This window comes from Neobacillus niacini NBRC 15566 (assembly GCF_001591505.1).
In the GTDB taxonomy this organism is placed as follows: Bacteria; Bacillota; Bacilli; order Bacillales; family Cytobacillaceae; genus Neobacillus; species Neobacillus niacini.
The window spans coordinates 145,587-172,584 of the sequence record NZ_BCVA01000006.1; the positions used below are offsets into that span (position 1 = coordinate 145,587).

Annotated in this window: 28 protein-coding genes, 2 other RNA genes and 1 riboswitch; of the genes, 21 read left to right on the top strand and 9 right to left on the bottom strand. The window is 38.8% G+C overall.

Annotation, left to right across the window (positions count from 1 at the left end; translation table 11 throughout):
* The first annotated feature begins 191 nt into the window (after nucleotides 1-191).
* A complete protein-coding gene (locus BANA01_RS07980; protein ID WP_052106420.1) occupies nucleotides 192-2,315 on the top strand; it encodes a glycoside hydrolase family 3 protein in 2,124 nt (707 codons plus the stop codon).
* Between the two features lie 146 nt (nucleotides 2,316-2,461).
* Nucleotides 2,462-3,250, top strand: a complete 789-nt coding sequence (locus BANA01_RS07985) for a DUF2935 domain-containing protein (protein WP_034676548.1) — start codon at nucleotides 2,462-2,464, stop codon at nucleotides 3,248-3,250.
* Nucleotides 3,251-3,300: 50 nt separating this feature from the next.
* On the opposite strand, the gene BANA01_RS07990 is transcribed toward BANA01_RS07985, so the two are convergent.
* The 3 genes from BANA01_RS07990 to BANA01_RS08000 all read right to left on the bottom strand — a co-directional run bounded on the left by BANA01_RS07990 (nucleotide 3,301) and on the right by BANA01_RS08000 (nucleotide 4,987).
* On the bottom strand, nucleotides 3,301-3,768 hold the full coding sequence (locus BANA01_RS07990) for a GreA/GreB family elongation factor (RefSeq protein ID WP_063252491.1): 468 nt from the start codon (nucleotides 3,766-3,768) through the stop codon (nucleotides 3,301-3,303).
* Between the two features lie 327 nt (nucleotides 3,769-4,095).
* Nucleotides 4,096-4,332, bottom strand: a complete 237-nt coding sequence (locus tag BANA01_RS07995) for a hypothetical protein (protein ID WP_063252493.1) — start codon at nucleotides 4,330-4,332, stop codon at nucleotides 4,096-4,098.
* Nucleotides 4,333-4,555: 223 nt separating this feature from the next.
* On the bottom strand, nucleotides 4,556-4,987 hold the full coding sequence (locus BANA01_RS08000) for a VOC family protein (RefSeq protein ID WP_034676534.1): 432 nt from the start codon (nucleotides 4,985-4,987) through the stop codon (nucleotides 4,556-4,558).
* Between the two features lie 135 nt (nucleotides 4,988-5,122).
* Here BANA01_RS08000 and BANA01_RS08005 point away from each other — a divergent pair, with 135 nt between their 5' ends.
* The 4 genes from BANA01_RS08005 (at nucleotide 5,123) to BANA01_RS08020 (ending at nucleotide 7,852) form a co-directional block, all read left to right on the top strand.
* The gene (locus BANA01_RS08005) at nucleotides 5,123-6,118 is read left to right on the top strand and encodes a DUF3231 family protein (RefSeq protein ID WP_034676536.1); all 996 of its coding nucleotides are present in this window, start codon (nucleotides 5,123-5,125) and stop codon (nucleotides 6,116-6,118) included.
* Between the two features lie 120 nt (nucleotides 6,119-6,238).
* Nucleotides 6,239-6,403, top strand: coding sequence for a hypothetical protein (locus tag BANA01_RS08010; protein WP_235847083.1), 165 nt, complete (start codon nucleotides 6,239-6,241; stop codon nucleotides 6,401-6,403).
* A 55-nt stretch (nucleotides 6,404-6,458) separates the two neighbouring features.
* Nucleotides 6,459-6,836 (top strand): putative quinol monooxygenase, encoded by a 378-nt coding sequence (locus BANA01_RS08015; protein ID WP_235847084.1) that lies wholly within the window; start codon nucleotides 6,459-6,461, stop codon nucleotides 6,834-6,836.
* A gap of 26 nt (nucleotides 6,837-6,862) precedes the next feature.
* Complete coding sequence (locus BANA01_RS08020; RefSeq protein ID WP_034676540.1) at nucleotides 6,863-7,852, top strand: Gfo/Idh/MocA family protein; 990 nt, start codon at nucleotides 6,863-6,865, stop codon at nucleotides 7,850-7,852.
* 51 nt (nucleotides 7,853-7,903) lie between these two features.
* Here BANA01_RS08020 and BANA01_RS08025 read toward each other — a convergent pair whose 3' ends face one another.
* Nucleotides 7,904-8,650, bottom strand: a complete 747-nt coding sequence (locus BANA01_RS08025) for a sulfite exporter TauE/SafE family protein (RefSeq protein WP_034676542.1) — start codon at nucleotides 8,648-8,650, stop codon at nucleotides 7,904-7,906.
* A 261-nt stretch (nucleotides 8,651-8,911) separates the two neighbouring features.
* On the opposite strand from BANA01_RS08025, the gene BANA01_RS08030 reads away from it, so the two are divergent.
* A complete protein-coding gene (locus tag BANA01_RS08030; protein ID WP_063252495.1) occupies nucleotides 8,912-9,211 on the top strand; it encodes a hypothetical protein in 300 nt (99 codons plus the stop codon).
* Between the two features lie 106 nt (nucleotides 9,212-9,317).
* Here the strand turns inward: BANA01_RS08030 and BANA01_RS29460 are convergent, their stop codons facing one another.
* The gene (locus tag BANA01_RS29460; protein ID WP_157411740.1) at nucleotides 9,318-9,485 is read right to left on the bottom strand and encodes a hypothetical protein; all 168 of its coding nucleotides are present in this window, start codon (nucleotides 9,483-9,485) and stop codon (nucleotides 9,318-9,320) included.
* Between the two features lie 207 nt (nucleotides 9,486-9,692).
* On the opposite strand from BANA01_RS29460, the gene BANA01_RS08035 reads away from it, so the two are divergent.
* Both BANA01_RS08035 and BANA01_RS08040 read left to right on the top strand, forming a co-directional pair.
* A complete protein-coding gene (locus BANA01_RS08035; protein ID WP_034676522.1) occupies nucleotides 9,693-10,238 on the top strand; it encodes a hypothetical protein in 546 nt (181 codons plus the stop codon).
* 89 nt (nucleotides 10,239-10,327) lie between these two features.
* Nucleotides 10,328-10,672 (top strand): avidin-fold protein, encoded by a 345-nt coding sequence (locus BANA01_RS08040; RefSeq protein ID WP_174524406.1) that lies wholly within the window; start codon nucleotides 10,328-10,330, stop codon nucleotides 10,670-10,672.
* Between the two features lie 112 nt (nucleotides 10,673-10,784).
* On the opposite strand, the gene BANA01_RS08045 is transcribed toward BANA01_RS08040, so the two are convergent.
* Entirely contained in the window at nucleotides 10,785-11,597 is an 813-nt protein-coding gene (locus BANA01_RS08045; RefSeq protein ID WP_063252497.1) for an EcsC family protein, read from the bottom strand.
* Nucleotides 11,598-12,119: 522 nt separating this feature from the next.
* Between BANA01_RS08045 and helD the strand changes: the two genes are divergently transcribed.
* On the top strand, nucleotides 12,120-14,429 hold the full coding sequence (gene helD / locus BANA01_RS08050) for an RNA polymerase recycling motor HelD (RefSeq protein ID WP_034676530.1): 2,310 nt from the start codon (nucleotides 12,120-12,122) through the stop codon (nucleotides 14,427-14,429).
* 61 nt (nucleotides 14,430-14,490) lie between these two features.
* Here the strand turns inward: helD and ffs are convergent.
* An RNA gene (gene ffs, locus BANA01_RS08055) (signal recognition particle sRNA large type) lies at nucleotides 14,491-14,757 on the bottom strand.
* Nucleotides 14,758-14,812: 55 nt separating this feature from the next.
* Nucleotides 14,813-15,194: RNase P RNA component class B (rnpB, locus tag BANA01_RS08060), an RNA gene on the bottom strand.
* 194 nt (nucleotides 15,195-15,388) lie between these two features.
* Here rnpB and BANA01_RS08065 point away from each other — a divergent pair.
* From BANA01_RS08065 to BANA01_RS08115, 11 genes are all read left to right on the top strand, one after another.
* Nucleotides 15,389-15,763: a DoxX family protein gene (locus tag BANA01_RS08065; protein WP_063252498.1), complete on the top strand. Its 375-nt coding sequence runs from the start codon at nucleotides 15,389-15,391 to the stop codon at nucleotides 15,761-15,763.
* A gap of 201 nt (nucleotides 15,764-15,964) precedes the next feature.
* On the top strand, nucleotides 15,965-16,729 hold the full coding sequence (locus tag BANA01_RS08070) for an NUDIX domain-containing protein (protein ID WP_063252500.1): 765 nt from the start codon (nucleotides 15,965-15,967) through the stop codon (nucleotides 16,727-16,729).
* Nucleotides 16,730-16,742: 13 nt separating this feature from the next.
* On the top strand, nucleotides 16,743-17,438 hold the full coding sequence (gene pnuC / locus BANA01_RS08075; RefSeq protein ID WP_063252501.1) for a nicotinamide riboside transporter PnuC: 696 nt from the start codon (nucleotides 16,743-16,745) through the stop codon (nucleotides 17,436-17,438).
* Nucleotides 17,439-18,461, top strand: coding sequence for a multifunctional transcriptional regulator/nicotinamide-nucleotide adenylyltransferase/ribosylnicotinamide kinase NadR (gene nadR, locus BANA01_RS08080; protein WP_063252503.1), 1,023 nt, complete (start codon nucleotides 17,439-17,441; stop codon nucleotides 18,459-18,461).
* A 146-nt stretch (nucleotides 18,462-18,607) separates the two neighbouring features.
* Nucleotides 18,608-18,716, top strand: a riboswitch (SAM riboswitch).
* A 187-nt stretch (nucleotides 18,717-18,903) separates the two neighbouring features.
* The gene (locus tag BANA01_RS08085; RefSeq protein ID WP_063252505.1) at nucleotides 18,904-19,923 is read left to right on the top strand and encodes a BMP family lipoprotein; all 1,020 of its coding nucleotides are present in this window, start codon (nucleotides 18,904-18,906) and stop codon (nucleotides 19,921-19,923) included.
* A gap of 65 nt (nucleotides 19,924-19,988) precedes the next feature.
* Nucleotides 19,989-21,491 carry an ABC transporter ATP-binding protein gene (locus tag BANA01_RS08090; RefSeq protein ID WP_063252507.1) on the top strand — a complete coding sequence of 501 codons (1,503 nt, stop codon included), beginning with the start codon at nucleotides 19,989-19,991 and terminating at the stop codon, nucleotides 21,489-21,491.
* A 1-nt stretch (nucleotide 21,492) separates the two neighbouring features.
* Nucleotides 21,493-22,569, top strand: coding sequence for an ABC transporter permease (locus BANA01_RS08095; RefSeq protein WP_063252509.1), 1,077 nt, complete (start codon nucleotides 21,493-21,495; stop codon nucleotides 22,567-22,569).
* On the top strand, nucleotides 22,556-23,473 hold the full coding sequence (locus BANA01_RS08100; RefSeq protein ID WP_063252511.1) for an ABC transporter permease: 918 nt from the start codon (nucleotides 22,556-22,558) through the stop codon (nucleotides 23,471-23,473). The genes BANA01_RS08095 and BANA01_RS08100 overlap by 14 nt, the downstream gene beginning before the upstream one ends.
* Nucleotides 23,474-23,492: 19 nt before the next feature.
* Nucleotides 23,493-24,155: a sulfite oxidase-like oxidoreductase gene (locus tag BANA01_RS08105; protein ID WP_063252512.1), complete on the top strand. Its 663-nt coding sequence runs from the start codon at nucleotides 23,493-23,495 to the stop codon at nucleotides 24,153-24,155.
* Nucleotides 24,148-24,876, top strand: a complete 729-nt coding sequence (locus BANA01_RS08110; protein ID WP_235847085.1) for a nucleoside phosphorylase — start codon at nucleotides 24,148-24,150, stop codon at nucleotides 24,874-24,876. The genes BANA01_RS08105 and BANA01_RS08110 overlap by 8 nt, the downstream gene beginning before the upstream one ends.
* A gap of 195 nt (nucleotides 24,877-25,071) precedes the next feature.
* Nucleotides 25,072-26,001 (top strand): DMT family transporter, encoded by a 930-nt coding sequence (locus BANA01_RS08115; protein ID WP_063252516.1) that lies wholly within the window; start codon nucleotides 25,072-25,074, stop codon nucleotides 25,999-26,001.
* Between the two features lie 57 nt (nucleotides 26,002-26,058).
* On the opposite strand, the gene BANA01_RS08120 is transcribed toward BANA01_RS08115, so the two are convergent.
* Nucleotides 26,059-26,988 (bottom strand): alpha/beta hydrolase family protein, encoded by a 930-nt coding sequence (locus BANA01_RS08120; RefSeq protein WP_063252518.1) that lies wholly within the window; start codon nucleotides 26,986-26,988, stop codon nucleotides 26,059-26,061.
* Between the last annotated feature and the right edge of the window lie 10 nt (nucleotides 26,989-26,998).

Below are 26,998 nucleotides of genomic sequence, written 5' to 3' on the forward strand. Positions count from 1 at the left end.
AATTGCCCTTCCAAATTGGTCGGGCATTTATTTTTAAAAAATCATTCTTTCACTAAACTGCCTCATAGAGTAAAAATTATTTGATAGGATAGTTGCGATTTTATATAAAAGACAACAATATTGGGTGTGGAAGCCTCGCCAAATTGCTAATATTAACTGTAGGGGATTAAACCAGTTTAGGAGGCATTACATTGGGAAGTAATCATAAACAACCAAAATTAGAAGTTAGAGTAAAAAACATCATCGAGGTAGATGGGTTAAAATTTAAAGATTTAAATAATAGCGGGAAGCTAGAACCTTATAAGGACTGGCGTTTAAGTCCGAAAGAGCGGGCTGAGAACCTAGTCACATTGATGAATATCGATGAAAAGATTGGCATGATGCTGATTAATACGCGTAAAATGGGCCTTTCTCAAGAAGATAAGAGTAAGACTAGTCATGATGGAGTGCTTGATGAAGCAATCGTTGAAAAAGGTGAAAATATCTTTGCGGTTTCGAAAATTTATGGAACAACACACACCATTGAAAATATGCATTTACGTCACTTCATCCACAGAGACAATCATCGTCCGGCACAAATGGCAGAGTGGATCAATAAAATGAATGAAGTAGCAGAGGGAACTCGTCTTGGCATTCCGGTCTTAATCACTTCCAATTCACGAAATGAAAATGGTGAATCCATCTTTGGTATGAACGATGCAGTGGGGATTTTTTCAACATGGCCAGGAACGTTAGGGCTTGCTGCTGCAGCTATGGGAGATATCAAAAATGGCGGCGATGCTTCACTCATTAGTGAATTTGCTCAAATTGCACATGATGAATGGGACGCTACAGGAATCAGAAAAGGGTATATGTATATGGCCGATACAGCGACAGACCCTAGATGGCAGCGTACATATGGTACATTTGGGGAAGACCCGGAATTTATTTCTGAAGTAATTGGCCGTATTATCGACGGATTCCAGGGAAAAGAGTTAGGGAAGAACAGTATTGCCATGACAACGAAGCATTTCCCAGGTGGTGGTGCAAGGGAAAATGGTTTTGATCCTCACTATGCAGAAGGAAAATGGAATCTATATCCAACACCAGGTAGTTTAGAAAAATATCATTTACCGCCATTTAGAGCAGCGGTTGAACATGGAACATCTTCCATCATGCCATATTATTCAATTCCAAGTATCAGTAAGAGTGTGGTTCAAGAATTCGAAGGAGAAGATATTCCATTCGAAGAGGTTGGTTTTACGTTCAATCACTACTTCTTACAACATATCCTTAGAGGAAAGCTTGGGTTTAAAGGCTATATCAATAGTGATAGCGGTATTACCAATAAAATGAGCTGGGGCGTTGAAGATAAAACAGAAGCGGAACGTTTTGCAAAAGCCATCAATGCCGGGACAGATATAGTTGCAGATACCAATGATATTGAAAACCTTAAAATTGCAATCGAAAAAGGCTGGATTAGTGAAAAGCGTATCAACGAAGCGAATGTAAGACTTCTTACAGAAATGTTTACGTTAGGAATCTTTGATGATCGTACGTATGTATCTCCAGAGTATGCGACTGAAGTCGTTAGCACTCCAAAGCATTGGGAAGCGGCATACGAAGCGCACAAGAAATCTGTAACCGTTCTTAAAAATTCTAATATGACTTTACCTTTAAGTGCTGAAAAGCTCGCGAATAAGAAGGTTTATGTGGAAGTTTTCCATAAGGATCCAGAACTTGCAGCTACGTATACGGAACAGGCGAGGAAAGAATGCAAGGAACTTGCTACTTTTACGTTAACAGATAACCATGAAGATGCAGATGTAGCCATTTTATTCTTGCAGCCAAAGTCAGGATCTTATTTTAATGCGACACCTGGACTTTTAGAACTAGAATTATGCGAGAATAAAACGTTAAAAGCATTAGATGGCGCGGAATACCAAGAAACCACATTAAGTGGATTAGAGCATTTAAAAGCAGTTTGTGACAACATCCATGAGCGTGGTGGTAAGGTTGTCATCAGCGTGAATGTTACATTACCATGGATCATAGGAAATGCTGAACCTTTAGCTGATGCAGTTGTTGCTGGTTACGATACCTTCTTTAAGCCGCAATTTGAGGTAATCGCTGGTGAGTTCCAGCCAGTGGGTGTATTACCTATTACATTACCGGCAAGTGAAGAAGTGATTGCTGTCGATGAAAATGGGGATTGTGTATCGCCAAATGATGTACCAGGCTACGATAAGGACAAGTATATGCCTGAAGGACTTTCTTATGCTTATAAAGACAGTGATGGTAATGTCTATAAGCTTGGACATGGTTTGAAATATTAATAAATTTATTTATTAAGCTAAGGTGATTTGCCTTAGCTTTTTTTATTCACAAATCTGTAATAAATGCCGAGAAAGGAAACTGGTAATATGGACTAACAATCAGCTCATATATATAGGAGGGAGTGTATAGTTAAGGAGGGTCAGCTATGGCAAATCCCATTGTTGCTCGGTCGTTAGACGAAATTAAATTTTGGTCAAGGATTATGAAAGAACATTCATTATTTTTAAGTCTTGGGTTCACGTTTGAACAGAAACAATTAATTGAAGAAGCCCAGCAGTTTATGGATTTATTCGAGAGGATTGAGGAGAAGCTTTCTAGATTTACGGTAAATTCTGACTTACGTCAAGTTCAAGCTTTTAATACTGAGGTGTATCAGGCAGCAGCTTCGATTTATGCGTATAAAAGGAAGGTCTTGGATTTAACGTTGCGTTGTCAAATTAGACACAACAATTTTCCTTTATTGATTGACCATATTAGCCGAGAGGCTGCCTATTTTGCGAATCGGTTAAAAGAATTGAATGAGGGAAAATTAGCCCCGACACCAGATACGGTTATACAAGAAAATGTATTTTTCTTAAAAATCATGGCGGACCACGCAAAGTTTATCGGGCATCTGTTAGATCCTTCAGAAAGAAAATTAGTAGATCAAGCGAGAGAGTTTAGTAATGATTTTGATAAATTGTTGTTTCAGGCAGTAGATTTAGAATACATGCGGCCTCAATCGGAAACCAAACCATTGCTTGGTCAAATGTTAAACCAAAATAAAGTATCGGTTGCTTCATTAAGGGATTTCAAGAAAACAGCAAGAGACTTAATCGAAGAATGTCGGATTAAGAGCAATATACATCCTCTCTTAGCGGACCATACATTTAGGGAAGCTTCAAGATTCATAGAAATTATAGAAATGTTTGAGGCAAGTCTAACTGGAACGTAAATAAACGAAAGACCTTCCACCAAAATTGGCGGAAGGTTTGTTTTCATTCCTTAAGCCTCTTTTGTCTTTCGCTCAAAATCCAAAAGCTGGCCGACAAATGAAATTTCTTTAATGGTTACCAATAGTTCCCCGGTTGGAATTTTTATAGATACCTTGTCACCGAGGTTCTTAAAAAGCAGCTGCCTGCCTACTGGAGATAAAAAGGATATATAGCCTAAATCCGGATCTGACTGTTCTGGGTAACAAATTACATAATCCTCTGTTTCATCTTCCTCATCGTATAACACCGTAACCTTTGTCCCGATAAAAACCTTTGGAAAAAATGAAATAATTTCATTTCTTTTATTCGTTTTTAATAAGTCTTCAACTTCTAACACATATAAATTAAAAAAGTGTTTTAATCGTTCTTGTATAGGAGTGGAAGAAAGATAAAGGTTCGTTAATTCCTTGATATTATCGTCTATATAATTCAACTGTTGAACATAGTAATCCTTAGTTAGATGTAGACTATGGTTCATAGTAGATAACCCCCAAACTTGGATTGAACTTTTTGCAAAACTTCATTAATTGTTTCATTTATAACTCCTCCTAAATATAAAAAATAAACCTTCCATACAGAAATAAGATAACCCACAGTAAAATGGTGTTACCTGTATTCCTATACAATAAAGGAGGCTAAACCCCTTTACCTAATGGAAGATATTAGTTCTATTTTACCATATATCAACAGAAATAGCATGATTAGCAATTTTTGTTGAAAAGTATTTAACGAACATCAAAAAAACAGTCTCTTTAAGGAGACTGTCGTATAAAAATTAGTTTGGTTTTAAAAAGTACAGCAGAATTCACTTTTTAAAGTAAAAGCGCCAAACCTTTTTGAAGATGAGTAAACCAAAAATAATGACAACAAGGAAGCCGATTAAGGAAATGAGGATGTTAAAAATATTAGCAAGTGCGCCTAGAGTAAGGAGAGTAAGGAAAGTAGTAATAACACCAGTAGTGCAAAGCAGCAACCAAACTAACCCTGTTAAAAATCCAAGGAAAAGACCCAAAATGCCACAGGAAGAATGCCCATTACTCATGTAATTCACCCCCTCACTATGGTAGTTCATGATCATTGTATGCAGACTGGAGGGAGCATGTTTTACAAATCAAGCAAAAGGGGCTCAAAATAGGCGAGTAAAGGGTGATAGTAAGCGGTGACAGGCACCGCTCGTGGACATTGTCCACCTCAGGCGGACAGTTGTTTTGCGGACAATGGAAGAGCGATTACTTTTTAGTAATCGCTCTGGTTATTCAGGAGTTTTAAAACGAGATCAAGGCTCCTCTTTCATCGAATAGTGAGGAAGGGTTCCATGCTACTTCCCAGAGGTTGTTTTCGGGGTCAGCGAAATACGCTGTTCTTCCTCCCCAGAATGCGTCGCTTGGTTCTCTAAGAATTTTTCCGCCTGCCTGCCTAATTTCCTCAATTGTTTCGTCAACCTGACTAGCAGTATCTACATTTATAGCTAACGTCACACCATGAAAAGTTTCTTGTTTTTGTGCGAATTCCACTCCTGCGTCTTTTGCTAATTCCGCTATAGGAAAAATGGATAATAGAACGCCGGCTGTTTTAAATACAGCATAATTGTCAGAGCTTATTTCTGTTTCTTCCCAGCCTAAACTTTGATAAAAAGACCGTAATTCAGGTAAATGATAGGCTCCAATCGTAATCAAACTGACTCTCTGCATAACCATATTGTTTTCCTCCACCTTTTAAAGTTAACCTTCATAATGTTCTATTTAGAAATAATAAATCCTTCTTTACTGGTCCTTTATGTATAAATATCTAACATTGGTTTGGGAATTCTATCTATCATGGAGGGATTTTTGATGACAAATAAAATAGAAATAGTAAAACTAACAAGTGCTGAGATATCTGCACTATGGGCAAACTATATAAATATCACCGTGGTAATCTGCATGATGACGCACTTTTTAGAAACCTGTACGGATCCTGATATTCGAAAACTAATTGAAGAAACAAAGCGGTTAGCCGAAACACATATAATAGAAATTGAACAATTATTTTCAAAGGAGCAAATCGCTATACCTGAAGGATACGATGCTGAGAAACATGTTGTTCCTGAAGCTGAGAAACTGTTCTCTGATCTCTATTACATACAGTGTATCCTTCAAATCAGCAAATTTGGGGTTGCTTCACATACAGCGGGTTTAACTGTTTCCGCCAGAGAAGACGTTCGACAGCTATTTAAAAAGCATTTGGACGAAGTGTCTGATCTATATAATAATGTTGTCAGTAAAATGCAGGAAAAAGGGATATATGTAAGAATGCCGTATATGAATTATCCATCTGAAGTGGATTTTGTTAACAAAGAAAATTTTCTGACAGGATGGCTGGGACGAAGACGTTCATTGTTAGGAACCGAAGTCACACATTTGATGATTAATATCATCCAGAATGAAATGGGAATGCAAATGTGCAGTGGTTTTTCAAAAGTAACACAGGATTCCGAACTTCGCGAGTATTTTCTTCGCGGAAAGAACATGTGCAAGCACATCGTAAGCTCCATTCATGATGTATTAGAAGAAAGTGAAGTACCAACGGCCAGTACGTGGGACCAAAGTGTCACAGATTCAACAGTTGCACCATTTTCTGATCAATTAATGTTATTTATAGTCGGTGTACTATCCAATCTAGGTATGGTAGCATATGGTGCTGGAATTTCAACTACTATGCGTAGGGATATTAGTGCCATGTACGCCAATTTTCTGACCAAAACAGCAGCTTTTGGAGAAGACGGAATGAATTTAATGATTGAACGAAAATGGATGGAGCAGCCTCCCCAATTTGAAGCAGCAAAATGAGAAACATACCTGAGAAAAGAGCAGATGCCTTCTGCTCTTTTCTTGTATGATTTGTAAACAGTCTGTAAAATAACAATCAAGCACACAGACTGAGGGATAAAAATGAAGAGATATAAATTAATGAAAAATTACAAAGGTATTCATAAAAAAGGAACAACTTTTTTTCTTATATCCGAATCAGAGTTTATTGGTGTAAAAGAATTCGTTTTGCAAACAAAGAACTTAGACGGCAAAATCATTCTTTCTGAAAAAGAGCTAAAGGACCACTTTAGGCAAATATATTAATTCATTAATGAAAACTATAAAAAAATCAAGAAACAAGTTGTTACTTGTTTGAAAATTGTGCAAAATAGAGTGTGAAGTGGTTATCGTTGTGCAAATTAACGGTATGAAAGAAATGCGTATCAACCCTACGAGAGGAGTAAATGAAATGATAAAAGTAGTAGCAAAAGCCAAATTGAAACCAGGTGTGTCAGTCGAGGATTATCTCATTCAAGCTAAAGAATTAGTGGCAGAAACCAGAAAAGAAGAGGGTTGTATCACTTATGCTCTACATCAGGATATCAATGACTCATCAATTGTTACTATGCTTGAAGAATGGGTCGATGAAGAGTCTTTAAATCAACATAATCAAACCGAACATGTTAAAAGAATTGTACCAGGGCTTCGAGAACTACGAGAAAGTAGCGAAATTAACATTTATAGAGAAGTAGAATAGAAACGTTGCAGAGCGGGGGAAACGTCATGAAGTTGGATAAAGTTCGTTGGGGAATTATCGGTTGCGGAGATGTCACAGAAGTAAAAAGCGGACCAGCATTCCAAAAAATTAACAACTCTGAGTTGGTTGCGGTCATGCGCAGAACAGGGGAGCTTGCAAAAGACTATGCGGAACGTCATCATGTTCCCAAATGGTATGACGATGCTGACGCACTCATTAACGATCCAGATGTCGATGTCGTCTATATTGCAACACCTCCTGGATTTCATATGGAATATACCATAAAGGCAGCTAAGGCGGGGAAACCTGTTTATGTAGAAAAGCCGATGGCGCGCAATTATGCGGAATGCCAAGAAATGATTGCAGCATGTGAAAACGCGGAGGTCCCATTATATGTGGCGTATTACCGCAGAGCACAACCACGATTTTTAAAAATAAAAGAGATGTTGGAAAATGGGGCCATTGGCGAGGTTCGGTTCGTATCTGCCACACAATATCAAAAAGATTTGGAAGCGGGGAAAGGACCTGAACAGCTCTCTTGGCGTGTTCAACCTGAATTGGCGGGTGGAGGATTGTTTTTTGACTTAGCCAGTCATACCCTAGATATACTCGACTTTTTGCTGGGACCGATAAAGTCAGTCCAAGGATTTGCCTCAAACCAAGCTGGTTATTATTCTGCAGAAGATATTGTCTCAGGTACATATTTGTTTGAATCTGGTGTTCATGGTGTAGGAAAATGGTGTTTTACTGCATTTGAGAATGAGGATATAAATGAAATTGTAGGAAGCAAAGGGAAGATTACCTTTTCCACGTTTGGAGACGAACCCATTCGATTGACCACGGAGCAGGGAACAGAAGAGTGGAGTTTTGAACGGCCGCAGCACGTTCACCAACCCCTAGTGGAAACGATTGTAGCAGACTTAACAACTGCTAGCAGCAAATGCCCAAGCACCGGACGGACAGGTGCCAGAACGAACTGGGTCATGGGTGAAATGGTAAAGAACTATTACCTATAAGTAACAGACAAAAAAGTAACCATCCCTAAAAGAATGGTTACTTTTTTACTATTAAACTATGATAAGTCTTAAGGCACCGATCAAGGCAAATCCAAGAATAAGTGTCTGGAAGGCTTTTTGTGGAATCAGAGGTACCACTTTAATTCCGATAAAAGCACCTATTAGAATAGTAGGAATCAACCACATATTAAAGGTAATAGAATCAATGGTAATTAACCCTAAACTGATATAAAAAGGAATTTTAATCAAATTCACGAACATGAAAAACCATGCCCCTGTCCCAACAAACTCATTTTTCGGCAAGCCTTTCATTAATAAATAAATGGCCATTACGCCGCCTGCAGCGTTACCGATCATCGTTGTAAATCCTGCTAAGATTCCCATGGAAAGAGTAAACCATAAGGACTTTGGCAGTACCTTTGTAAACTTTTCTCCAAATCGTTCACGACTGATATGCAAGATAATAAGTGCTAATACGATAATACCAATCAGAGGTTTTAACTGATCGCTGTTGATCTGGTTAAGGACAAAATAACCAATCACGATTCCAATCAATACCCAAGGAATCAATGAAATGAGATATTTCCAAACCACACTTCGACGATAAAAAAAGACAGCAAACAGGTCACCAACCACTAGCATAGGCAATAGAATTCCGATAGATTCTTTTGCAGGAAATACGTACATAAGAATTGTGGCAACGAGAATACCCATGCTGGATACACCTGTTTTTGTAAATCCTATTAAAACTGTACTTAAAATAACGACAAACCATTCGATGTAGGATAATTCAAACATGATGACTCACCTCAGTTTTTTAAATTCTCTATATTATTTTAAAGCAGAAAAGGATTATTTTCTATGTTTACTTTTTGGGATTTCACATGTATTAAGGGTACATTGATTCAATTTTTATAGTTAAATGGTAAAATTAAGGGAAATACCAATAAAGGAGAAAAATAACATTATCTTTAAGAGTTGGCGACATTGTTGAGAGGAAACTTTGGGGATAAAAGTACAGTAGCAAAAAATAAAACAATTGGTTGAAAGGAATGTAACATGAAGAAAATAGATGAGTACTTTGAAACAACAATGGAAGCTTGGAGTATGATGCAAAAGACTTCGGGTGACGAAGGGGCAGAATGGGCGGAAAGGTTTGAACGCTACTTTTATGAATTTATCGATGAATTGAAGAAATGGTGGGAGACACTTGATCCAAAGCCTAAAAATATTGAAGAGGCTGAGGAGTTACCTGAAATAAAAAAATGGATGGAACAAATCCCTGCTCCTGTACAACTAAACTTTCTTACAGAATTGGAGGATATTGTGGATGGTTTAGACACGGTGCGGTTCGATTAAATTGAGGAGGAAAAAATCCATTAGAGGGAATCCAAGTGGTAAAAATGAGGAAAACTCACTGAAAGATCGTGGCGAGTTTTCCTATGTTAAGATTTATCTCTAATTTTTAGTTATTACAGTGGTACAAGTTCTTTTTTTCCTTACGTACCGGCTTTTCCACGAGGTTTTCTTTTCGTTGCGTTATATCTTTGTATTCCAGCGGTTCCTGTCCACACCCACATATTAGAAAAATTAGAATAAAGCTATATAGAGCAAAAAGGTAACGTTTCTGCATTCAATTCCCCCTATTTCATCTATTAGCTTTTCACAAATCAACCGTTTTCAGACAATTCAAGTATCCTGCGATTTATATTTGTAAGTATTTAACTTTTTATTGATTATAAAATAAATATACACTATAATTAAGTTATGTTAAATGTTTAGATAAATAAAATATTAATAAAAATTATCCTTTAGTAAAAATGGAAGGGTGGGGTTGTGAATGATGGTACAGACAGCAGAACTGGGAGGGAATCAATGTTATGAAGAAATCAGTTTCACGTATCACAAACAATCTGGATATATCGGCTTCATTTGGGCGATGGCAGCTGTTATGGTAGTAGAAACAGCAGGTGTATCGTATCTTTTATATAAATGGAGTCCGATCCTTCACTGGATTCATTTGATTCTATCAGTCTCGGTTATTGTTTTCCTCATCGTTGATTTAAAAGCAGTTATCAATAATCCCATCATGATAAAAAACAATCAACTTTTCCTGAAAATAGGCGTTCGTCCTAAGGTGACCATATCGATAGAGAATATTAAAGAGATTAAGAGCGGAAGCCTCTATCAAGACGATAGAAAGAATAAAGAAGTTCTTGATCTATCGTTGTTCAGCTTAGATGATCCAACCTTTGAAATACTTTTAGACCAACCAATTGTAGATAAAACCATGTTTGGAAAATCAAAAAATATCAAAAGGATTTTCTTCAGTGTTGACGACAAAACCTCATTCTCAAATTTAATAAGAGGACAAAATAAAGGATAGAGCTGCGACTCTATCTTTTTCGTTTTTAGAGGTATGTCTAGGCAATAAATGGTATGATAAAAAATATTCTAAAAAAGGAGAGGTTGGAAATGAGGATAAATTATAATGGGCGTAAGTTTGTTTCGATTGAAAATACTGATAATGGAGAAGTTTCTTCACAAACCATCTTTCAATATAAACAAGAAGGCTCCATCATCTCGGCAACCTACAGTGGTGGAGAAATCATCCAGGGGACATTAATTGGGTTGGTCATGGAAAATGGGAGCTTGGAATTCAGATACAATCACGTGAATTCAAAGGATGAACTTAGAGGTGGGAAATGTATTTCTACACCAACCATCTTGCCGGATGGAAGAATTAGACTCTATGAAAAATGGAAGTGGCATGACGCTGAAGCTACTGAGGGAAGTTCAATTATTGAAGAAATGATTTGATGTATACATCTGTCCATTTTGACAGTAAGAGATATCATTTTAGTGCCAGGCACTGCCCAATCCATTGGAAGGTGCCAGGCACTTTTTTTAGCAGACAAAACATCTAGACGATTTAACCCTGTTCAATCTGATTCAGACGCTCCAATATTCTTCTTTTTCGGAATAACATTTTACCTGCTTCGGCAACATCATTGATAGACGAGCGATTAATAAACGCACCAAAAATCATTCCCGCAATCGGAATCATTTGAAATAGCTTCTTCCATCCAAATGAATCTCGGTAGGTGGTAACCACTTCACGCCATCCTTGCAATTGTGAAACCATTTGTTGATTCTGCTTTCCTTGATTAAAGGATGAAAGTTCCTCTAGAATCGCCTTTTTTCCGACTATATCGGAGGACGTAAATTGCAGGCATTTCACGATAAAAATTCTTTCTGATTTTTCCTTAGGGTCATAACCATAACAAATCGAAATCTCTTGGAGGACTTTGAGTGATAATCCTAATAACACGGGAATATCAATCGCCAGTGTAAACAGTCCACCAATCCCCGTCGTTGCACCTTGTACCGTTGCCATTTTGGAACGGGAATTTCTTAGATCTTCGGCAACTTCATCCATTTTGCTTATCGGAACCTGTTCAAGTAATCCAATTTGAAGCTCATCGGTTCTCAAATCAGGCGCAAATTTCTTCAGTATATTTTCTTCCTTGATTAAGTATTGTCCGCCTGTTTGGATGTAATTCCCTAATTCATCGATGGCCAAGCCGATTTTATCCTGAATAAATGTTGGGGTTAGCTTATCAAGCAGCATGAATGGCAATCGGCCAATCTTTTCCCAAAACCATAAATCCTTCTGTTCCTTTTCCCACGTTTCAATCTTTTTCAATTCATCTTTTAAATAATCTATAGATTCTACCTGATTCATAAAGTCCACTCCATCTTTATCGTTTATTAATAGGATTCTATGTATATACGGAAAAACACCAACAAAGTTTCAAGCTTCAATTATAGAGTTATATGAGAAGGAATAATTCAAACATAAGTAAAATATTTATATAAAAGTAAGTCTGTCCATCCCTGTAAGATTCAAGAAGGGAGCAAAGTCTTTGAATCGGAATCGAAATAGAAATGTACAAATAACCATATTTTTGCTATTTTGCTTACTCATCATTCTGATCGTTCACGCGGTTCTTCATATTAAAATTTATATTGTGTACAGCACAGGACTTGGGCCTCTTTTCGTCATTGGATTGATCATTTTCCTAATTGTTCTCTTATATTACAAAGGTTGATAGAATTTAACAAATAATTTGAAATTACAACTTTTAAATGGTAAAATATAGCTCCACTATGAATGAAAGCATCTGCAAAATCGTTGTAGATGTTTCTTTTTGTGTCTGTTCGGCTATACCTGAATGTTGATTGGGAGAGGGGATGGTTTAAGAGAATGAGTTCCAAAAAACAAAAATCAGTTCGTGACCACAAGGATTATCAATTAGAAGTTGAGCGCTTAGAGTTTACCAAAGAATACATAAAAAATGTTTTGGAAATGTCAAAGGGAAATAAAGAACAATTCGTAGAAAATCTGAAGGAAGCTTTTGCTGATCTGGATACTTCAGATAGTAGTTTAAGTTACATGACCTTGCTAACGAATGCCCAGTATTTAGAATTGGCACAGAGTGAATTGGAAAGATTGGCAAGCGTCATTGGAAAACCGTACTTTTCGAGAATTAATTTTAAAAGCAGCGGTGATACCGATGAAGAAATCTTGTATATTGGGAAAGCCTCACTGTTTGACCGTGTAAATCAAATCCCTATTATCGTTGATTGGCGTTCTCCGATCGCAAATGTTTACTATGATGGCCGGCTAGGGGAAGTCACCTATGACGCCTATGGCGAAACCCAGAGTGGTTATTTAACTCTTAAAAGACAATATGAAATTGAGGACGGTTTTCTAAAAGAAATCAGAGATATCGATTTAACAACTCATGATGAGCTATTACAGAAATCCCTATCTGGTAAAGCAGACAATCGCTTAACCGAAATTGTTGCGACCATTCAAAATGAACAAAATGACGTCATTCGCGCCTCTCTTAAACATCCGATTATCGTTCAAGGAGCTGCTGGAAGCGGTAAAACAACGATTGCACTCCATAGAATTTCTTACTTTCTCTATTCTTCAGGATATCGATTTCCTCCAGAAAAATTAATGATTCTTGCACCAAACCGATTGTTTATTGATTATATTTCTGCTGTTTTGCCTGATTTAGGGGTAAACAAGATTAAGCAAACCACCTATATTGATTTTATGAGAAGTAGTCTGGGGAAGAAAATTAAATTATTAACGCCAAACTCAAAATTATTGGCCCTTATGAAAGGGGAAGGAAAATCTAAATGGTTACAGTGGGTGTCGGGTTATAAGGGATCCTTGGATTTTAAAGTACTAATCGACAATTATGTAAAAGAAATCGAACACAATCTTTCACCAACAAAGGATTTTATTATTGAAAAATCGCTTCTGATGAGAGGGCAAAAAATTAATAAACTATTTTTAAAAGAATTTAATTACTTACCAATCTATAAAAGGCTGGATAAAATAAAAAATTTATTAGCCAATGATTTACGATTAAAAAAATCGATCATCCTAACCAAGATTAATAGAAAGTATGACGAAGCTTTAGAAAAGGCGCTATATAGTACCAGGATGGACGCAGATAAAAGAAGAGAAAAAGTCGTCACCATCATGGATACAAAAGAAAAACGAATTCGTACAGTAGAGCAGGAGTCAAAGGCGGCTATCAAGAATTATATGGATCCTTTCGTAAGAAAAGATATTTTCACCTTATATAAGGAACTGATGACATCGCCAGAACTTTTACAAAAATATTCACACACGCTCACAGAAAAAGATTGCAAGAAACTAAGCCTCTATAATCAAAAGGTCTTTGCCAAAAAGGCAATGGAACTCGAGGATTTAGCTCCATTATTTTATATGAAAGCGAAACTTGAGGGCATTGATGAACCCTATAAAATGAAGAGTATTTTCATCGATGAAGCACAGGACTACAGCTATTTCCAATTTGCTGCGATGAAAGAAGGATTCGAGACAGATTTGTTTACGATTGTGGGAGACTTAGCGCAGGGGATTCATTCCTATCGAGGATTGGACAGCTGGGAGCCTTTAGTTACGGAAATTTTTCCAAATGCGAATTATCATGCCTTACAAAAAAGTTATCGAACAACGGTTGAAATCATGCATTTAGCGAATGAGATTCTTTCCATTATGGGCAAAGACTTGCCAATTGTACAACCGGTCATTCGTCACGGAGACAAACCACTCTTTAAAAAAATCAACCCTGCCAACCTTCAAAAGGTAAAAGAATTACTCGAACAAGATATTCAATTACTGAAAGAGCAAGAGCTCAACTCCATAGCGATTATTGGAAAAAACGACAATGAGTGCTTGAGAATATTTAAAATGCTCGAGAAAAGCGATCTGCCAATTCAGCTGTTAGAAGAAAAAGAAGATATGAAAAAAGGATGTGTCGTCATCGTACCATCCTATCTTTCAAAAGGATTGGAATTTGATGCCGTCCTGATCGTAGCTTTGGAAGAAGCGTATCGTGAAGAAGAGTTGGATATTAAACTATTGTATGTAGCGATGACAAGACCGATGCATAAGTTGTATTTATATGCGGCCGAACCCTCACAATTGTTATTAGAAAAAGTAAACATTTCTCATTTGGATATAAAATAAAAGTGACAGGCACCATTCAAATTTGAATGGAACCTGTCACTATTTTTTCGTATATGTAACACCGTGCACCTGCCTCTGATGAGAACAACCAAGCGTTACTTGTAAAGAATAGCTCAAACTAGGCTGACCCACGGCACATAGTAGTGACTACTTATGGCTGCTTCCTTCCGGACCTGACCAGATTCATAGGTACCATTGCGCAGGACCCAGTTTTTCAACACTATTTTTTACAAGGCAGACCTTACATGTTCAAACCTCGGGCAGGAGTTCAACCCCGCTATGGCGGATTGCGGGTAATAGGGCACCGCCAACTCCCCGTCTAGCACGGTATGTATAGGCTAGACTATTACTTATGTTATATTTATAAAGCTGGCGCATGAAATGGCTGTAAGCCAGGTTCTGTTCCTTCGTGCTCAAACGATGCCAATCTCGCACAACAGGTGTAATCATATGACTATCAGTCAAAAATGACCGATCCATCCGTTTGGTTCATTTCCCTCAGGATGGTGCCCCTACCAAAGTTTGGGTTGCTCGCTCGCGGGGTTTACCCGTTCCATTTCTTCCGTTTCCAGAAGAATTCGTCACTGTGGCACTTTCAGGGTACTAAGAGCATATCCATGATGGACGTAGCATCATTTCCCCGCCGTCAGCAGTAAAGACTGCTGCCCACCTTTGCAGATGGCACGAACACTCCGGGCATCTCAGCACCGGGCGAGCCTGGACTTTCCTCAACTCATTATACATGAGCCGCGATTACTCACCATTTCATGTTGGTGTCTCTCGACTACGGTTATAACTATATCATGTAAAATGGATTATAGTCATTAGGAGGGTCTCCCCAGAGGTGGTTAATTTTGGGTGTCACCATAACGAAAATCCTGAAGTGAACGAATATTTAAACAAATTAATGTATATATATATATAGAAAGTAAGTAACCTCATGAAAGGATGATGTCTGAATGGATTGGCTATGGCTGGTTGGTCGGGCAGTATTTGGTCTTTATTTTGCTTATTCAGGTCTAAATCATTTCATCCAATTTCAAGGTTTGAAGCAGTATGCATCCTATAAGGGAGTACCAGCACCAGGACTATCTGTTGTGGTAACCGGATTAATGCTCCTGGCAGGAGGATTAAGTATCCTCACAGCATACTGGGTAGAATGGGGGCTTTACTTATTAGTAATTTTCCTCGTTGTTTCAGCTTTCATGATGCATAATTTCTGGAAAGAAACCGATCAGAACGCCAGAGTAGGCGAGATGAATCAATTTCTAAAGAATATTGCATTAGCAGCCGCTGCTTTAATGTTACTTTCCATCACGAATTGGACTTGGTAACACAAAAACTAACTAAAAATTCTTAGCCTAGGGGAAACTGACTCTAGGCTATTTTTGATGCTCCCTAAACCCTGCACGGTCGGTTTGGAACGTATATCGGGGATTGGCACATAAATTTGTTACTTGACGAAAAACAAATTTTGGAATATATTTTAATTAACGATTAACAAATTGTTAATTAAAACGAGGTGAAAAAATAATATGAAAAACAAATTCCAAACACCAGATGGTTACACCAGTGATATTGCTGTCTTTACCATAACATCCGAAAGTAATGGGGAATATAGGCCACCCATAAAAAGTTTGAAGATTATGCTGATTAAAAGAAGTGAGCAGGATCATGAAGGAAACCCCAATATTGAAGCAGGAAAGTGGGCACTGCCAGGTGGATTCGTTCAACCGTATGAGACTGCATTACAAGCTGCAGAACGCAAACTTAAGGAAGAGACAGGAGTGGATGGACTGCGAATCAAACATTTTGGCGTTTATGATTCCCCAAGTCGGGACAAAAGAGGCTGGATTATCTCAAATGCTCATTATGTCATAGCGAATGAATCTTCCTTAAAGAACCGCAAAACTACTTATGATGCTCAAGATATTCAACTCTTTTCTATGGAAGAGGCTCTAGCCCTTAATCTTGCATTCGACCATCGCAGCATTATTGATGACGCCCTATGGTTTATTAAGAAGGATATGGCCCTCACCACACTTGCAAAACATTTCCTTCCGGAAGTATTCGTGCTATCAGAGCTGCAAGGCGTTTTATTAACCGTATTGGATGATCCAGCCATCTCGACAGATGCCGCATTTTTTAGGAAAGCACCCACATTGCCCTTTATTGAAGCGGTTTTGGAAAACGGAAAACCAAAGAAATCCAATGCCTATTCAAAAACACCAGCGCAGCTGTACCGGTTTACCGATTATCAACCAATTGTTTCTGTTTATAGAAATAAATTAAAAGGGTAGAGGAGAGATACAAATGGGGATATTCAAGAATTGGACGCGATTTGAAATAGGATGGTTGTTAACCTTTACTTTAATTAACATTTACTTGTTCTTTGCTTGGTCAGACTCACTACTAGGCTTTATTTCATCTATAAGCGGTATGCTTTGCGTCGTTTTGGTTGCTAAGGGGAAAATCGCTAATTACTATTTTGGGATTGTCCAAACATTAACCTACGCCTATATCGCATATGGCTATGGTCTTTACGGTGAAGTGATGTTAAATGCGCTGTTTTATTTTCCGGTACAATTTATCGGAATCTATTTGTGGAAAAAGAACAAAACCGAACAGGGTGTAAAAGGGGAAGATGTCATTGTAAAAAGTCTTACAAAAACCGGCTGGTTCTATACGTTGTTATCGATCCTCATTCTTACGATTGGATATGGCTTTTTCTTAAAATACCTAGGCGGCAATCTTGTATGGACGGATTCAGCCACAAATGTTTTATCGATTGCAGCACAAATTTTGATGTTGAAACGGTATACGGAACAATGGCTATTATGGATTTCAGTCAATATATTATCGATCTTCTTATGGCTGGGTGCACTTATCTCTCAAGGTGGAAATGAGGTCTCCATGTTAGTCATGTGGTCAGCATTTCTGGTCAATAGCATTTACGGCTATGTGAACTGGAGAAAGTTATCAATCAAACAAATTCAGGAGGCGGCTTAAATGACAATTGGGTTTATCGGAGGAAAATTCTTGCCCCTGCACCTTGGTCATGTTTATGCCATTGTTCACGCCTCAACGATGGTGGATGAACTGTATGTTGTTTTATCTCATAGCGAATTACGAGACAGAGAGCTTTGTAAGAATACAAAAATGAACTATATTCCAGCTCAAATCCGGTTACGCTGGCTTTCGCAATTAACCAAAGATATGCCATATGTAAAAGTAATAAGCATGGAAGATGATCAAGATAACGACAACTACGATTGGGCAGAAGGAGCACAATTCATAAAAAGAAAAATTGGAAAGCCAATCGATTACGTGTTTAGTTCAGAGCATGAATATAATGAGATGTTTAAAGAATTATATCCTGGTGCAGAGCATAAACTGATTGATCCCATGCGCTCACAAGTAAACATCTCAGCTACAACCATTCGTAACGAGGGTGTCTTTAAACATTGGGAGTTTATTCCTGATATTGTTCGGCCTTATTTTATAAAAAAGATTGTGTTAATTGGGACAGAAAGCTGTGGGAAATCAACCTTAACTCGAAACCTTGCCAAAATCTATAACACTACCTATGTAGAGGAATATGGGCGGTCTTTATGTGAAGAATTAGGCGGCTGCGACGGAATTATGGTGAAAGAAGATTATCAACGAATTGCTTATGGGCATAAGATGGAAGAATTTAAAGCAATTGAAAAAGCAAATAAGCTTGTGTTTATCGACACCGAAGCCATCGTAACTCAATTTTACTCCCATCTATATAATGAAGCAGATCAGACGATACTTGATGAAATCGCAAAACTACAAGATTATGATCTATGGCTTTTCCTGGAGCCCGATGTAAAATGGGTGGATGACGGCTTGCGTGTTCATGGCGAGGAGAAAGTTAGGGACCAAAACAATCAGCACCTAAAGGATTTATTAAATAAGCATGATATTGACTATAAGATCTTGATGGGTGATTATGAGAGACGGCTTAAAGGTGCCATACAACATATTGAAAAATTGCTGCAGCAATAATTCTCCACTAAAACAAACTGTTGAAAAGCAGTTTGTTTTTTTACTATTTAAAAAGTATTGTAATTTTAAAACTTTTAAAATATAATAAATCTAGTTTTTATTATTGTTATGATGTTTATAATGTTTACGTTTCATACATATCGTTTACCTTATCCAGAGAGGCAGAGGGACTGGCCCGATGACGCCCGGCAACCGCTATATTTATATAGTATGGTGCCAAATCCTACAGAACGAGTTCGTTCTGAAAGATAAGGAAGAGTATCGTCATAAACCCTCTTCCTATCTTTCGGAAGAGGTTTTTTTATGGGCTGAAACAGCAAAACACGAACATTAAAATAAAATATTTAAAAAATGTTCGATTTTGTATTGCTATATTTAAACTTTTTTAGTAAATTAGTAGACAAATAGTAATAAAAACGAAATATTACACAGGGGGAACATCATGAGAAAACTACTTTCACTTATCGTACTAGCTTTAGTCATGCTTGTAGCAGGATGTGGGGCACAAGAATCATCTGGGAAAGATACTTCGTCAAACAAAGAGGATAAGAAGAAAATCGCACTTGTTCTGCCTGAGAAAATTGGGGTTAACCCATTCTTCCAGCAAATGGATGAAGGCGCAAAAAAAGCGGCCGAAGAATTTGGAGTGGAAGTAAACACAATCGAATCTACGGATCATTCAGCGATCGAAGAAAACCTTCGCGTAGCTGTTGCAGAAGGATATGATTTAATCATTACCTCATCCTTTGAATCAGAGGATGCATTGAAGAAGGTAGCAACCGAGAATCCAGATCGCCAATTTGCGATTATTGATACGGTTGTAGATCTTCCAAATGTTCAAAGTGTAAATTTCAGAGAGCACGAAGCGGCGTTCCTACTAGGAGCTGCAGCAGGTCTTTCTACCAAAACCGACAAAGTGGGTATGGTAGTGGCAATGGATATTCCACTAATGAAAAAATGGTCAGTTGCGTTTGAACAAGGGTTAAAGGAAACCAATCCAGACGCTGAGTTCTTAGTAAACTATGTTGGAGGATTTACAGATCCTGCAAAAGCAAAAGAATTAGCTTTGTTACAAGCTTCTAAAGGGGCAGACTTCGTGGCGGGTGCTGCTGCAGTCGGAGATTTAGGTGTATTTGAAGCAGCTAAAGAGCAAGGATTCTTTACTTCTGGTCAGGACGTTGATCGTACTGAGGTAGATCCTGAGCACGTGGTTCTTTCACAGCTGAAAGGAACAGACGCAGCTGCATATGAAACGATAAAAGCATTTGCAAATGGTAATTTTAAATCAGGTGTTGTCGAGTATGGCTTGAAGGAAAAGGGCGTTGGCTTAACATATGTAACACATGAAAGCAAAACTCCGCTTAACAGCTTTGTTGGACAAGAAGTGATTGACCAAGTAAAAGCACTTCACGAAGAAATTGTATCTGGAAAAAGAGAAATCAAAAATCCACTGAGCAATTAATCTGAAAAAAGTAAACCGACTGCACAATGATGTAGTCGGTTTCGATTTTTAAAGGGGGGCAAACCATGACCTATGTGTTAGAAATGAAGGAAATGACCAAAAAGTACGGTGAGTTTCTTGCGAATGACAAGATTTCAATACATCTGAAAAAAGGAGAGGTTTTGGCCATTGTCGGCGAAAATGGTGCCGGCAAAACGACCCTCATGCGGATGCTTTATGGTCTTGAACAGCCGACCAGCGGAGAAATTATACTTAATGGCAGGAACGTCAAATTTTCGGGCCCGCTTGATGCGATTGAAAATGGAATTGGTATGGTACATCAGCACTTCATGTTATTCTCTGATTTTACGGTAACAGAGAACATTGTTATTGGCCATGAACCGAAACGGAATGGTTTCTTTAATAGAAAAGCTGCGGCCGAAAAAGTAAAGGAACTAAGCGATCAGTATAAAATCAATGTTAACCCATTGAAAAAAGCAGGGGATTGCTCAATAGGGGAACAGCAGCGGATTGAAATATTAAAAGTGTTATATCAGGGTGCGGATATTATTATCCTCGACGAACCTACAGCGGTGTTGACGCCTCTTGAGGTTGAGGAACTTTTAAAAACCATTGAATTTTTAGCACTTCAGGGTAAGAGTATTATTCTTATTACCCATAAGCTTCCAGAGGTAATGAAGGTAGCGGACCAAATTACCGTGCTAAGAAATGGCCGGGTGACAGGAAATGTGTTAAAACAACATACAGATGTTGAACAGTTAGCTACCTTGATGGTTGGACGTGAGCTCCAAAAGCTTACACAACGAGTCCAATTGGACGGTGAACCTCTTCTAGTAGTCGACAACCTCACCATTGGCGGGAAAGAGGAGAAACCCATTTTGGATGATCTTTCTTTAACCGTACACCGTGGAGAAATTGTCGGAATTGCAGGGGTTTCAGGGAATGGTCAGTCCGAACTAATCCTGGCGATTACAGGTTTAAGAAAAATCGATAATGGCAGTATTCGCTTAGGGGAGACAATCTTGGATGGCACATCTGTAGCAAATCGAAGAAGTGCGGGTCTTGCCCATATTCCTGAAGACCGTTACCTATGGGGAGCGGCGAAGGAAGCGACTGTCGAAGAAACAGGTTTAATGGGGTATTATCGAAAGAAAACCTTCAATCAATCTTCCTTCATTCGACTAAATGGATTCCGCGAGCTTCTTAAAGGATGGATTGACCGTTTTGAAATTAAAACACCTTCCTTAGATGAAAAATCCGGAAACCTATCAGGCGGAAATTTGCAAAAATTAATTGTCGCCCGTGAACTTGGATTTGAAACAGATTTCCTCATTGCTGCAGAACCAACACGTGGTGTAGATATCGGCGCTATGGAATATATTCATGAAGCGATCATAGAGAAACGAAATAATGGAGACGGAGTCCTTCTCGTCTCATCCGAGTTAACGGAAATACTGACGTTATCAGATAGAATTGCTGTTATGTATGAAGGAAAAATTGTTGACATCCTTAATCGAAAAGAAGCGACGGAAGAGAAATTAAGCGTACTTATGGCAGGAGGAAACTAGAATGAATCGCAAGCGAAAACTACAACAACTGCTTAAATCGTTGGTACAGCCTCTTACGGCCGTGTTAATCGGCCTCCTGACAGGTGCTGTTGCGATAAGTTTAGTAGGGGCTTCGGTATTAGAAACCTATAAAGTCATGTGGGACGGGGCATTTGGTAACTTTTACTTTGTTACTGCTACATTTGCGCGCGCCACTCCTATTATATTGATCGGTTTAGGGCTGGCCATCGCCTTTCGTGCTGGTGTATTCAATATGGGGGCAGAAGGGCAAATGGTGTTAGGTGCTGTCAGTGCTGCCCTTGCTGCTTTATATGTTCCTGGATCTGGAATCATTAAAATACTAGCTGCATTGGCGGCTGGATTCTTAGCAGGGGGCTTATGGTCGCTTCTTGCGGGATGGATGGAAACGAGATTTAAAGTTCAATTATTGATTTCTACCTTACTGTTAAACTATGTAGCGGTATTATTTGCCGGTTATTTAGTTTCGCACCCGTTTCAAGACAAAAGTGGTTCGGCTGCTTTAGCGCAGACGCCGATGATTGACCAGGTGGCATGGCTGCCTAAGCTATTCCCAGGTATGAGTGTTCATATGGGATTTGTGATCGCCATTGTTTTAGCGATTATTCTATTTATTATACTTCGATTCACCTCAGCGGGATATGAAGTAAGAATGCTAGGCTATAACCCATTTTTTGCTGAGTATGGCGGGATCAACAAAATAAAGGTGCTGTTGTACAGCATGTTCTTTAGCGGCGGGATTGCAGGACTAGCAGGGACAGTAGAAGTTCTCGGTTCACAATATCGTTATGTGGAAGGTTCCCTGACCGTACCAGGTTATGCTTGGACTGGACTGATGGCAGCCCTTTTGGCAAACTCGAATCCTCTTGGTACAGCGGTTGCTTCGATTCTGCTTGCTGCACTCCAAACAGGGGCAATGGGAATGGAACGTAATACAGAGGTTCCGCTTGAAATTGCCAGCGTGATTCAGGGTGTGCTTATTCTTTTTGTAACAGCTAAAATCACCATGAATTGGTGGAAAGTAAAGAAGAAAGGTCGTGACATCCATGGAGCTGCTTGATCTCTCCTTTTTTACATCGGCGATTCGAATGATTAGTCCTATTCTTTTAGCAGCTTTAGGAGGGGCCCTATGTGCTCGCGTTGGAATCTTTAATGTTGGCCTTGAAGGGTTAATTTTAGCAGGTGCTTTTTCTGCCATTGTTGGAAATTACTATAGTGGGAGTGTGCTTGTGGCCGTTTTAACAGGTGCGCTGGGTTCGGTACTTGTTTCATTGTTATTCGGTTTGGCAGCCATTCGTTTGAAAGCAAACCCAATCGTAGCAGGTATTGCCATCAACTTTTTAGTTCTCGGTTTGACTACGTTTGGACTTCGAGCCATTTTTGATGTAAAAGGGGCTTTTTATGATAAAAACATGGAAGGCCTTCCGAAATTAGATATTCCGGTAATTGAAGGGATTCCCGTTGTCGGCAAACTTCTCTCTGGTCATTCACCACTTGTATATATTGCGTTCCTGGCAGCGATATTGTTGTACATTTTCTTTTACCGTACCGTTACCGGCTTCCGAGTCCTTGCGGTGGGCAAAAATGAAGCTGCAGCCAGAAGCCTTGGCTTAAAGGTTACACTTTTACAATATGGTGCCATTGTTGCGTGTGGAATCCTTTGCGGTTTGGCAGGAGCCCAGCTCTCACTTGGACAAGTAACAATGTTTACAGAGGGCATGACGGCAGGTAGAGGATTCATCGCACTAGTGGCGATGATGTTGGGTCAATCCCATCCAATCGGGATCGTTGGGTCTAGTCTTTTATTTGGACTGATGGATGCACTGAGCATCAGACTTCAAGGCTTTTCAATGCCGACCCAATTTACAGCGATGCTGCCATATATTATCACCATCTTCGCGATGTTCTTCCTAAAAGACCGCGGGGCAGATTCACAGCTTTCAGGGCAGCAAAGCTCTAGGTAAGGACAAGGAGGATAATTTCATGAATAAAGCAGAAAGAATTAAAAAGACAAGAGTTCCAGCCGTCGACCCCAAGCTGGCAAAGCGTCTGCCGCCTGGCCAGGCACTAACAGAACGTTTCCCGATTCTCCATGAAGGAGACGTGCCAGAGTATGATATGAAAAAATGGGATTTAAAGGTATTCGGTGAAGGGGTCGAAGAGGCCGTACTTTCTTATGATCAAATCAAAGAAATGCCACAGACCGATATTAAGGTTGACATCCACTGTGTAACCCGCTGGTCTCGCTTTGACAATCGTTTTACTGGTGTTAAATTCAGTGATTTTCTTAAGGAAATTGGTGTGACTGCTAAAAGTAAGTATGTAATGCTGCATGCTGATCAAGATTATACAGCTAATATTGCTTTGGAGGATTTGCTCAAAGAGGACGTTATTTTGGCGCACTCCTTTGAAGGAGAACCATTATCAGCTAAGCATGGATGGCCGCTAAGGCTGGTGGTACCACATCTTTATTTTTGGAAAAGTGTAAAATGGATCCGCGGAATTGAGTTTATTGTTGAAAACCAGCCAGGGTTCTGGGAACAAAACGGTTTTCACATCAATGGTGATCCGTTTAAAGAGGAAAGATTCTCAGGTGAAGACCTGCCAATACCAGAGGATGAATGGGAGAGAAAAGACTTTGACTAAACAATTGCCAAATCTAAAAGTAACATCAGATATCCTGCCAGAACGAGTTTTGGTATGTGGAGACCCTGGTCGTGCGAAAATTATTTCAGAGTTATTGGATAATCCTGTCCTACTTGCTCAAAATCGTGAGTACCACACATACAGCGGAGGCTGGAATGGGAAACAGGTGGCTGTAGTGAGCCATGGTGTTGGAGCACCTGGTGCAGCCGTTTGTTTTGAAGAACTGATTATGGGCGGCGTACAGTCCATCATTCGAGTAGGAACAGCTGGTTCTTATCAAAAAGATGTTACACCGGGAAGTTTGGTGGTCAGCACCGCTGCGGTGAGCTGTGATGGATTAACGAAACAAATTGTTCCTCCTGGATTCCCAGCCGTTGCAGATCGTAAAGTTATCGAGGCATTAATGAATGCGGCAGCTTTAACGGGGGGAGACATTCCTGTAAAGGAGGGGATTACCCTCACACTTGATGCCTTTTATTCAGGAGTCCTCGAATTTCCACATCAGCTTTATAAAAAAGCGGGTGTTGTAGCAGTCGACATGGAAAACTCCGCTTTATTTGTTATTGCTGCTTTAAAAGGGGTAAAGTCTGGGGCGATTATGGCGATTGACGGCTATGCGGATGCCGAGCTTCGAGATGAATACAATCCACACAATGACTTGGTCACGAACGCGGTGGAAGCTGAAATGAAAATAGCCTTGGATGCGATTACAGCGTTGTAAGTATCCGTTTTTGTTGGGGCGTTTAAGATTGTATATAAAAGCCGGCTTACCTTTACTATCATCGGAAAGGATAGTCGGCTTTTAAATTATATATAATTTTCTGGCTGTTACGAAAAATTTTACTAGTCCATGGTTATAGTTATTTGAGATAATAGTTGCATGTGTTTATTTTTAGGCTGAATGGAAGGCGAAAACATGAAATCGACTACGTTTTATTATTTAGGATTAATTTTTGTGTCTATTGTTTGGGGAATCAATTTTGGGGTTTCACGGTGGGCAATGGAGGTGTTTCCTGCCGAGGTGTTTGTATTTCTTCGATTTGGTCTAGCATTGCCTGTCTTATTTATTATTTTAAAGTGGACAGAAGGCAGTGTAAAAGTGGAGAAACGTGACTTACTCAAACTAGCTATTATAGGTTTGATTGGCGTGACGGCTTTAGAAATTATGGTTATGTACTCTATCAAATATACAACCCTTGCAAACGCTTCTTTATTAAATGTTGCACCTTGGCCGATTTTTGCAGCTCTTTTTGCACCATTATTTACGCGTGAAAGAATAAGCGTCAGAGTGGCAATAGGCGGATTTATTGCTTTAGTAGGAGTAACGTTGATTATTCTAGGGGGAAAAGACGGTTTTGACATTAGTTCTAAATATATGATAGGAAACTACATTGCTTTAGGTATCAGCTTAATTGGTGCACTATTTAATCTGGCATGCATGCCGCTGATGAAAAAGTACTCACCTCTGCGGGTAACCACATGGTATGTCTTATTTGGATCAGTATTTTTGGTACCGTTTACCGTTGATAAATGGAACATCATCCAATGGGGGAATCTCACCATTATTACGTGGGGAGCCGTTGCGTATAATGTGTTACTATGCACTGTCGCTGCATTTGTTGTCTGGAATATCTGTATGAAACACGTGGGCGCCGCCAAAGCAAATTTCTTCCGTTATTTCGTACCAGCAGCTGCTGCTGTCGCGGGTGCGTTATTCTTTAATGAAGCAATTTGGATTACACAAATCGTTGGTGGATTAGTTATTATTCTAGGTTTAGTTTGGATTGGAACGGAGAGAAAACAGCAGATACCGCCCATTATAAATATCTCAAACTCTAATCGTTAAAATAATAGCTGTGATATAAAAATAAGGATCGTCTTGTGAGTAAGACGATCCAAGTATTTACGCAATAGAGTGAATCCAGTCGGAAATGTCATTGATGACTTGTTTATCTACATTTTGGGCAACTTTATACTCTTTTTGTGCTTTTAGAATATTTCCATATATAGAAGGCATAAACAAATGATTCAAGTTAGGATAAAGTTTAAAGGTCGCATTTCGTTTATCAACCAATATTTTCTTATAACTCTCGAAATCTTCTTCAACCCTTGCTTGAACATCTTTTTCTCCTTGTAAAATCAAGACAGGTTTATCCAAATTCCGCAGATAATTACTGGATGGATGTTCGCCCATTTCTTTGAAATAGTATGCTCTAACGTATTTTCCTAACACTTTGGTGGCTTTTGCTTCTTCATCGGTAAGGCTGTAAATGTTTTCAAACTTTGCTGATAATGATGCTATTTGTTTTCTCGCTATCATTTTTAAAAACCAATTCAATGAATCTAAAAGATCATCATTTTGGGACAACATAATTTCCTCAAATTTTCTTGGAGAACCGGCCATCAAAATCAATCCTGTAAAATTTCCACCTTCTGTATCAATTCGTGGTGCTAGCATCCCGCCAAAACTATGACCAATAATAAATACTTTGTTTGGATCAATCCGTGAATCTTTACGTAAAAGTTCAGCTGCTAGTATGGCATCTTCAATCGTTTCTTCTTTTGCTGACATTCTAGTATCGTCTTTCATTTCTTTACCATATACAAATGTTCTCTTGTCATAACGAAGAACGGCAATTCCTTTTTCCGATAAACCTTCAGCAAGGTCTTTAAATAAGTAGGTATTCCCCGCTTTAGAATCCATATTCCCTGGGCCTGACCCATGAACCAATATAACACCAGGAATCAACCCGTTCCGTTCATTTGGAATGCTTAATTTCCCATTTAGCGGATAGTTTGTTCCAGCACCTATTACCATTTTTTCATCTGCCATTTTTTAACCT

Coding starts and splice junctions, on each gene's coding strand:
- BANA01_RS07985 (WP_034676548.1), top strand. CDS start 2,462: ATGGCAAATCCCATTGTTGCTCGGTCGTTAGACGAAATTAAATTTTGG.
- BANA01_RS07990 (WP_063252491.1), bottom strand. CDS start 3,768: ATGAACCATAGTCTACATCTAACTAAGGATTACTATGTTCAACAGTTG.
- BANA01_RS07995 (WP_063252493.1), bottom strand. CDS start 4,332: ATGAGTAATGGGCATTCTTCCTGTGGCATTTTGGGTCTTTTCCTTGGA.
- BANA01_RS08000 (WP_034676534.1), bottom strand. CDS start 4,987: ATGGTTATGCAGAGAGTCAGTTTGATTACGATTGGAGCCTATCATTTA.
- BANA01_RS08005 (WP_034676536.1), top strand. CDS start 5,123: ATGACAAATAAAATAGAAATAGTAAAACTAACAAGTGCTGAGATATCT.
- BANA01_RS08010 (WP_235847083.1), top strand. CDS start 6,239: ATGAAAAATTACAAAGGTATTCATAAAAAAGGAACAACTTTTTTTCTT.
- BANA01_RS08020 (WP_034676540.1), top strand. CDS start 6,863: ATGAAGTTGGATAAAGTTCGTTGGGGAATTATCGGTTGCGGAGATGTC.
- BANA01_RS08025 (WP_034676542.1), bottom strand. CDS start 8,650: ATGTTTGAATTATCCTACATCGAATGGTTTGTCGTTATTTTAAGTACA.
- BANA01_RS08030 (WP_063252495.1), top strand. CDS start 8,912: ATGAAGAAAATAGATGAGTACTTTGAAACAACAATGGAAGCTTGGAGT.
- BANA01_RS29460 (WP_157411740.1), bottom strand. CDS start 9,485: ATGCAGAAACGTTACCTTTTTGCTCTATATAGCTTTATTCTAATTTTT.
- BANA01_RS08035 (WP_034676522.1), top strand. CDS start 9,693: ATGATGGTACAGACAGCAGAACTGGGAGGGAATCAATGTTATGAAGAA.
- BANA01_RS08040 (WP_174524406.1), top strand. CDS start 10,328: ATGAGGATAAATTATAATGGGCGTAAGTTTGTTTCGATTGAAAATACT.
- BANA01_RS08045 (WP_063252497.1), bottom strand. CDS start 11,597: ATGAATCAGGTAGAATCTATAGATTATTTAAAAGATGAATTGAAAAAG.
- helD (WP_034676530.1), top strand. CDS start 12,120: ATGAGTTCCAAAAAACAAAAATCAGTTCGTGACCACAAGGATTATCAA.
- BANA01_RS08065 (WP_063252498.1), top strand. CDS start 15,389: ATGGATTGGCTATGGCTGGTTGGTCGGGCAGTATTTGGTCTTTATTTT.
- BANA01_RS08070 (WP_063252500.1), top strand. CDS start 15,965: ATGAAAAACAAATTCCAAACACCAGATGGTTACACCAGTGATATTGCT.
- pnuC (WP_063252501.1), top strand. CDS start 16,743: ATGGGGATATTCAAGAATTGGACGCGATTTGAAATAGGATGGTTGTTA.
- nadR (WP_063252503.1), top strand. CDS start 17,439: ATGACAATTGGGTTTATCGGAGGAAAATTCTTGCCCCTGCACCTTGGT.
- BANA01_RS08085 (WP_063252505.1), top strand. CDS start 18,904: ATGAGAAAACTACTTTCACTTATCGTACTAGCTTTAGTCATGCTTGTA.
- BANA01_RS08090 (WP_063252507.1), top strand. CDS start 19,989: ATGACCTATGTGTTAGAAATGAAGGAAATGACCAAAAAGTACGGTGAG.
- BANA01_RS08095 (WP_063252509.1), top strand. CDS start 21,493: ATGAATCGCAAGCGAAAACTACAACAACTGCTTAAATCGTTGGTACAG.
- BANA01_RS08100 (WP_063252511.1), top strand. CDS start 22,556: ATGGAGCTGCTTGATCTCTCCTTTTTTACATCGGCGATTCGAATGATT.
- BANA01_RS08105 (WP_063252512.1), top strand. CDS start 23,493: ATGAATAAAGCAGAAAGAATTAAAAAGACAAGAGTTCCAGCCGTCGAC.
- BANA01_RS08115 (WP_063252516.1), top strand. CDS start 25,072: ATGAAATCGACTACGTTTTATTATTTAGGATTAATTTTTGTGTCTATT.
- BANA01_RS08120 (WP_063252518.1), bottom strand. CDS start 26,988: ATGGCAGATGAAAAAATGGTAATAGGTGCTGGAACAAACTATCCGCTA.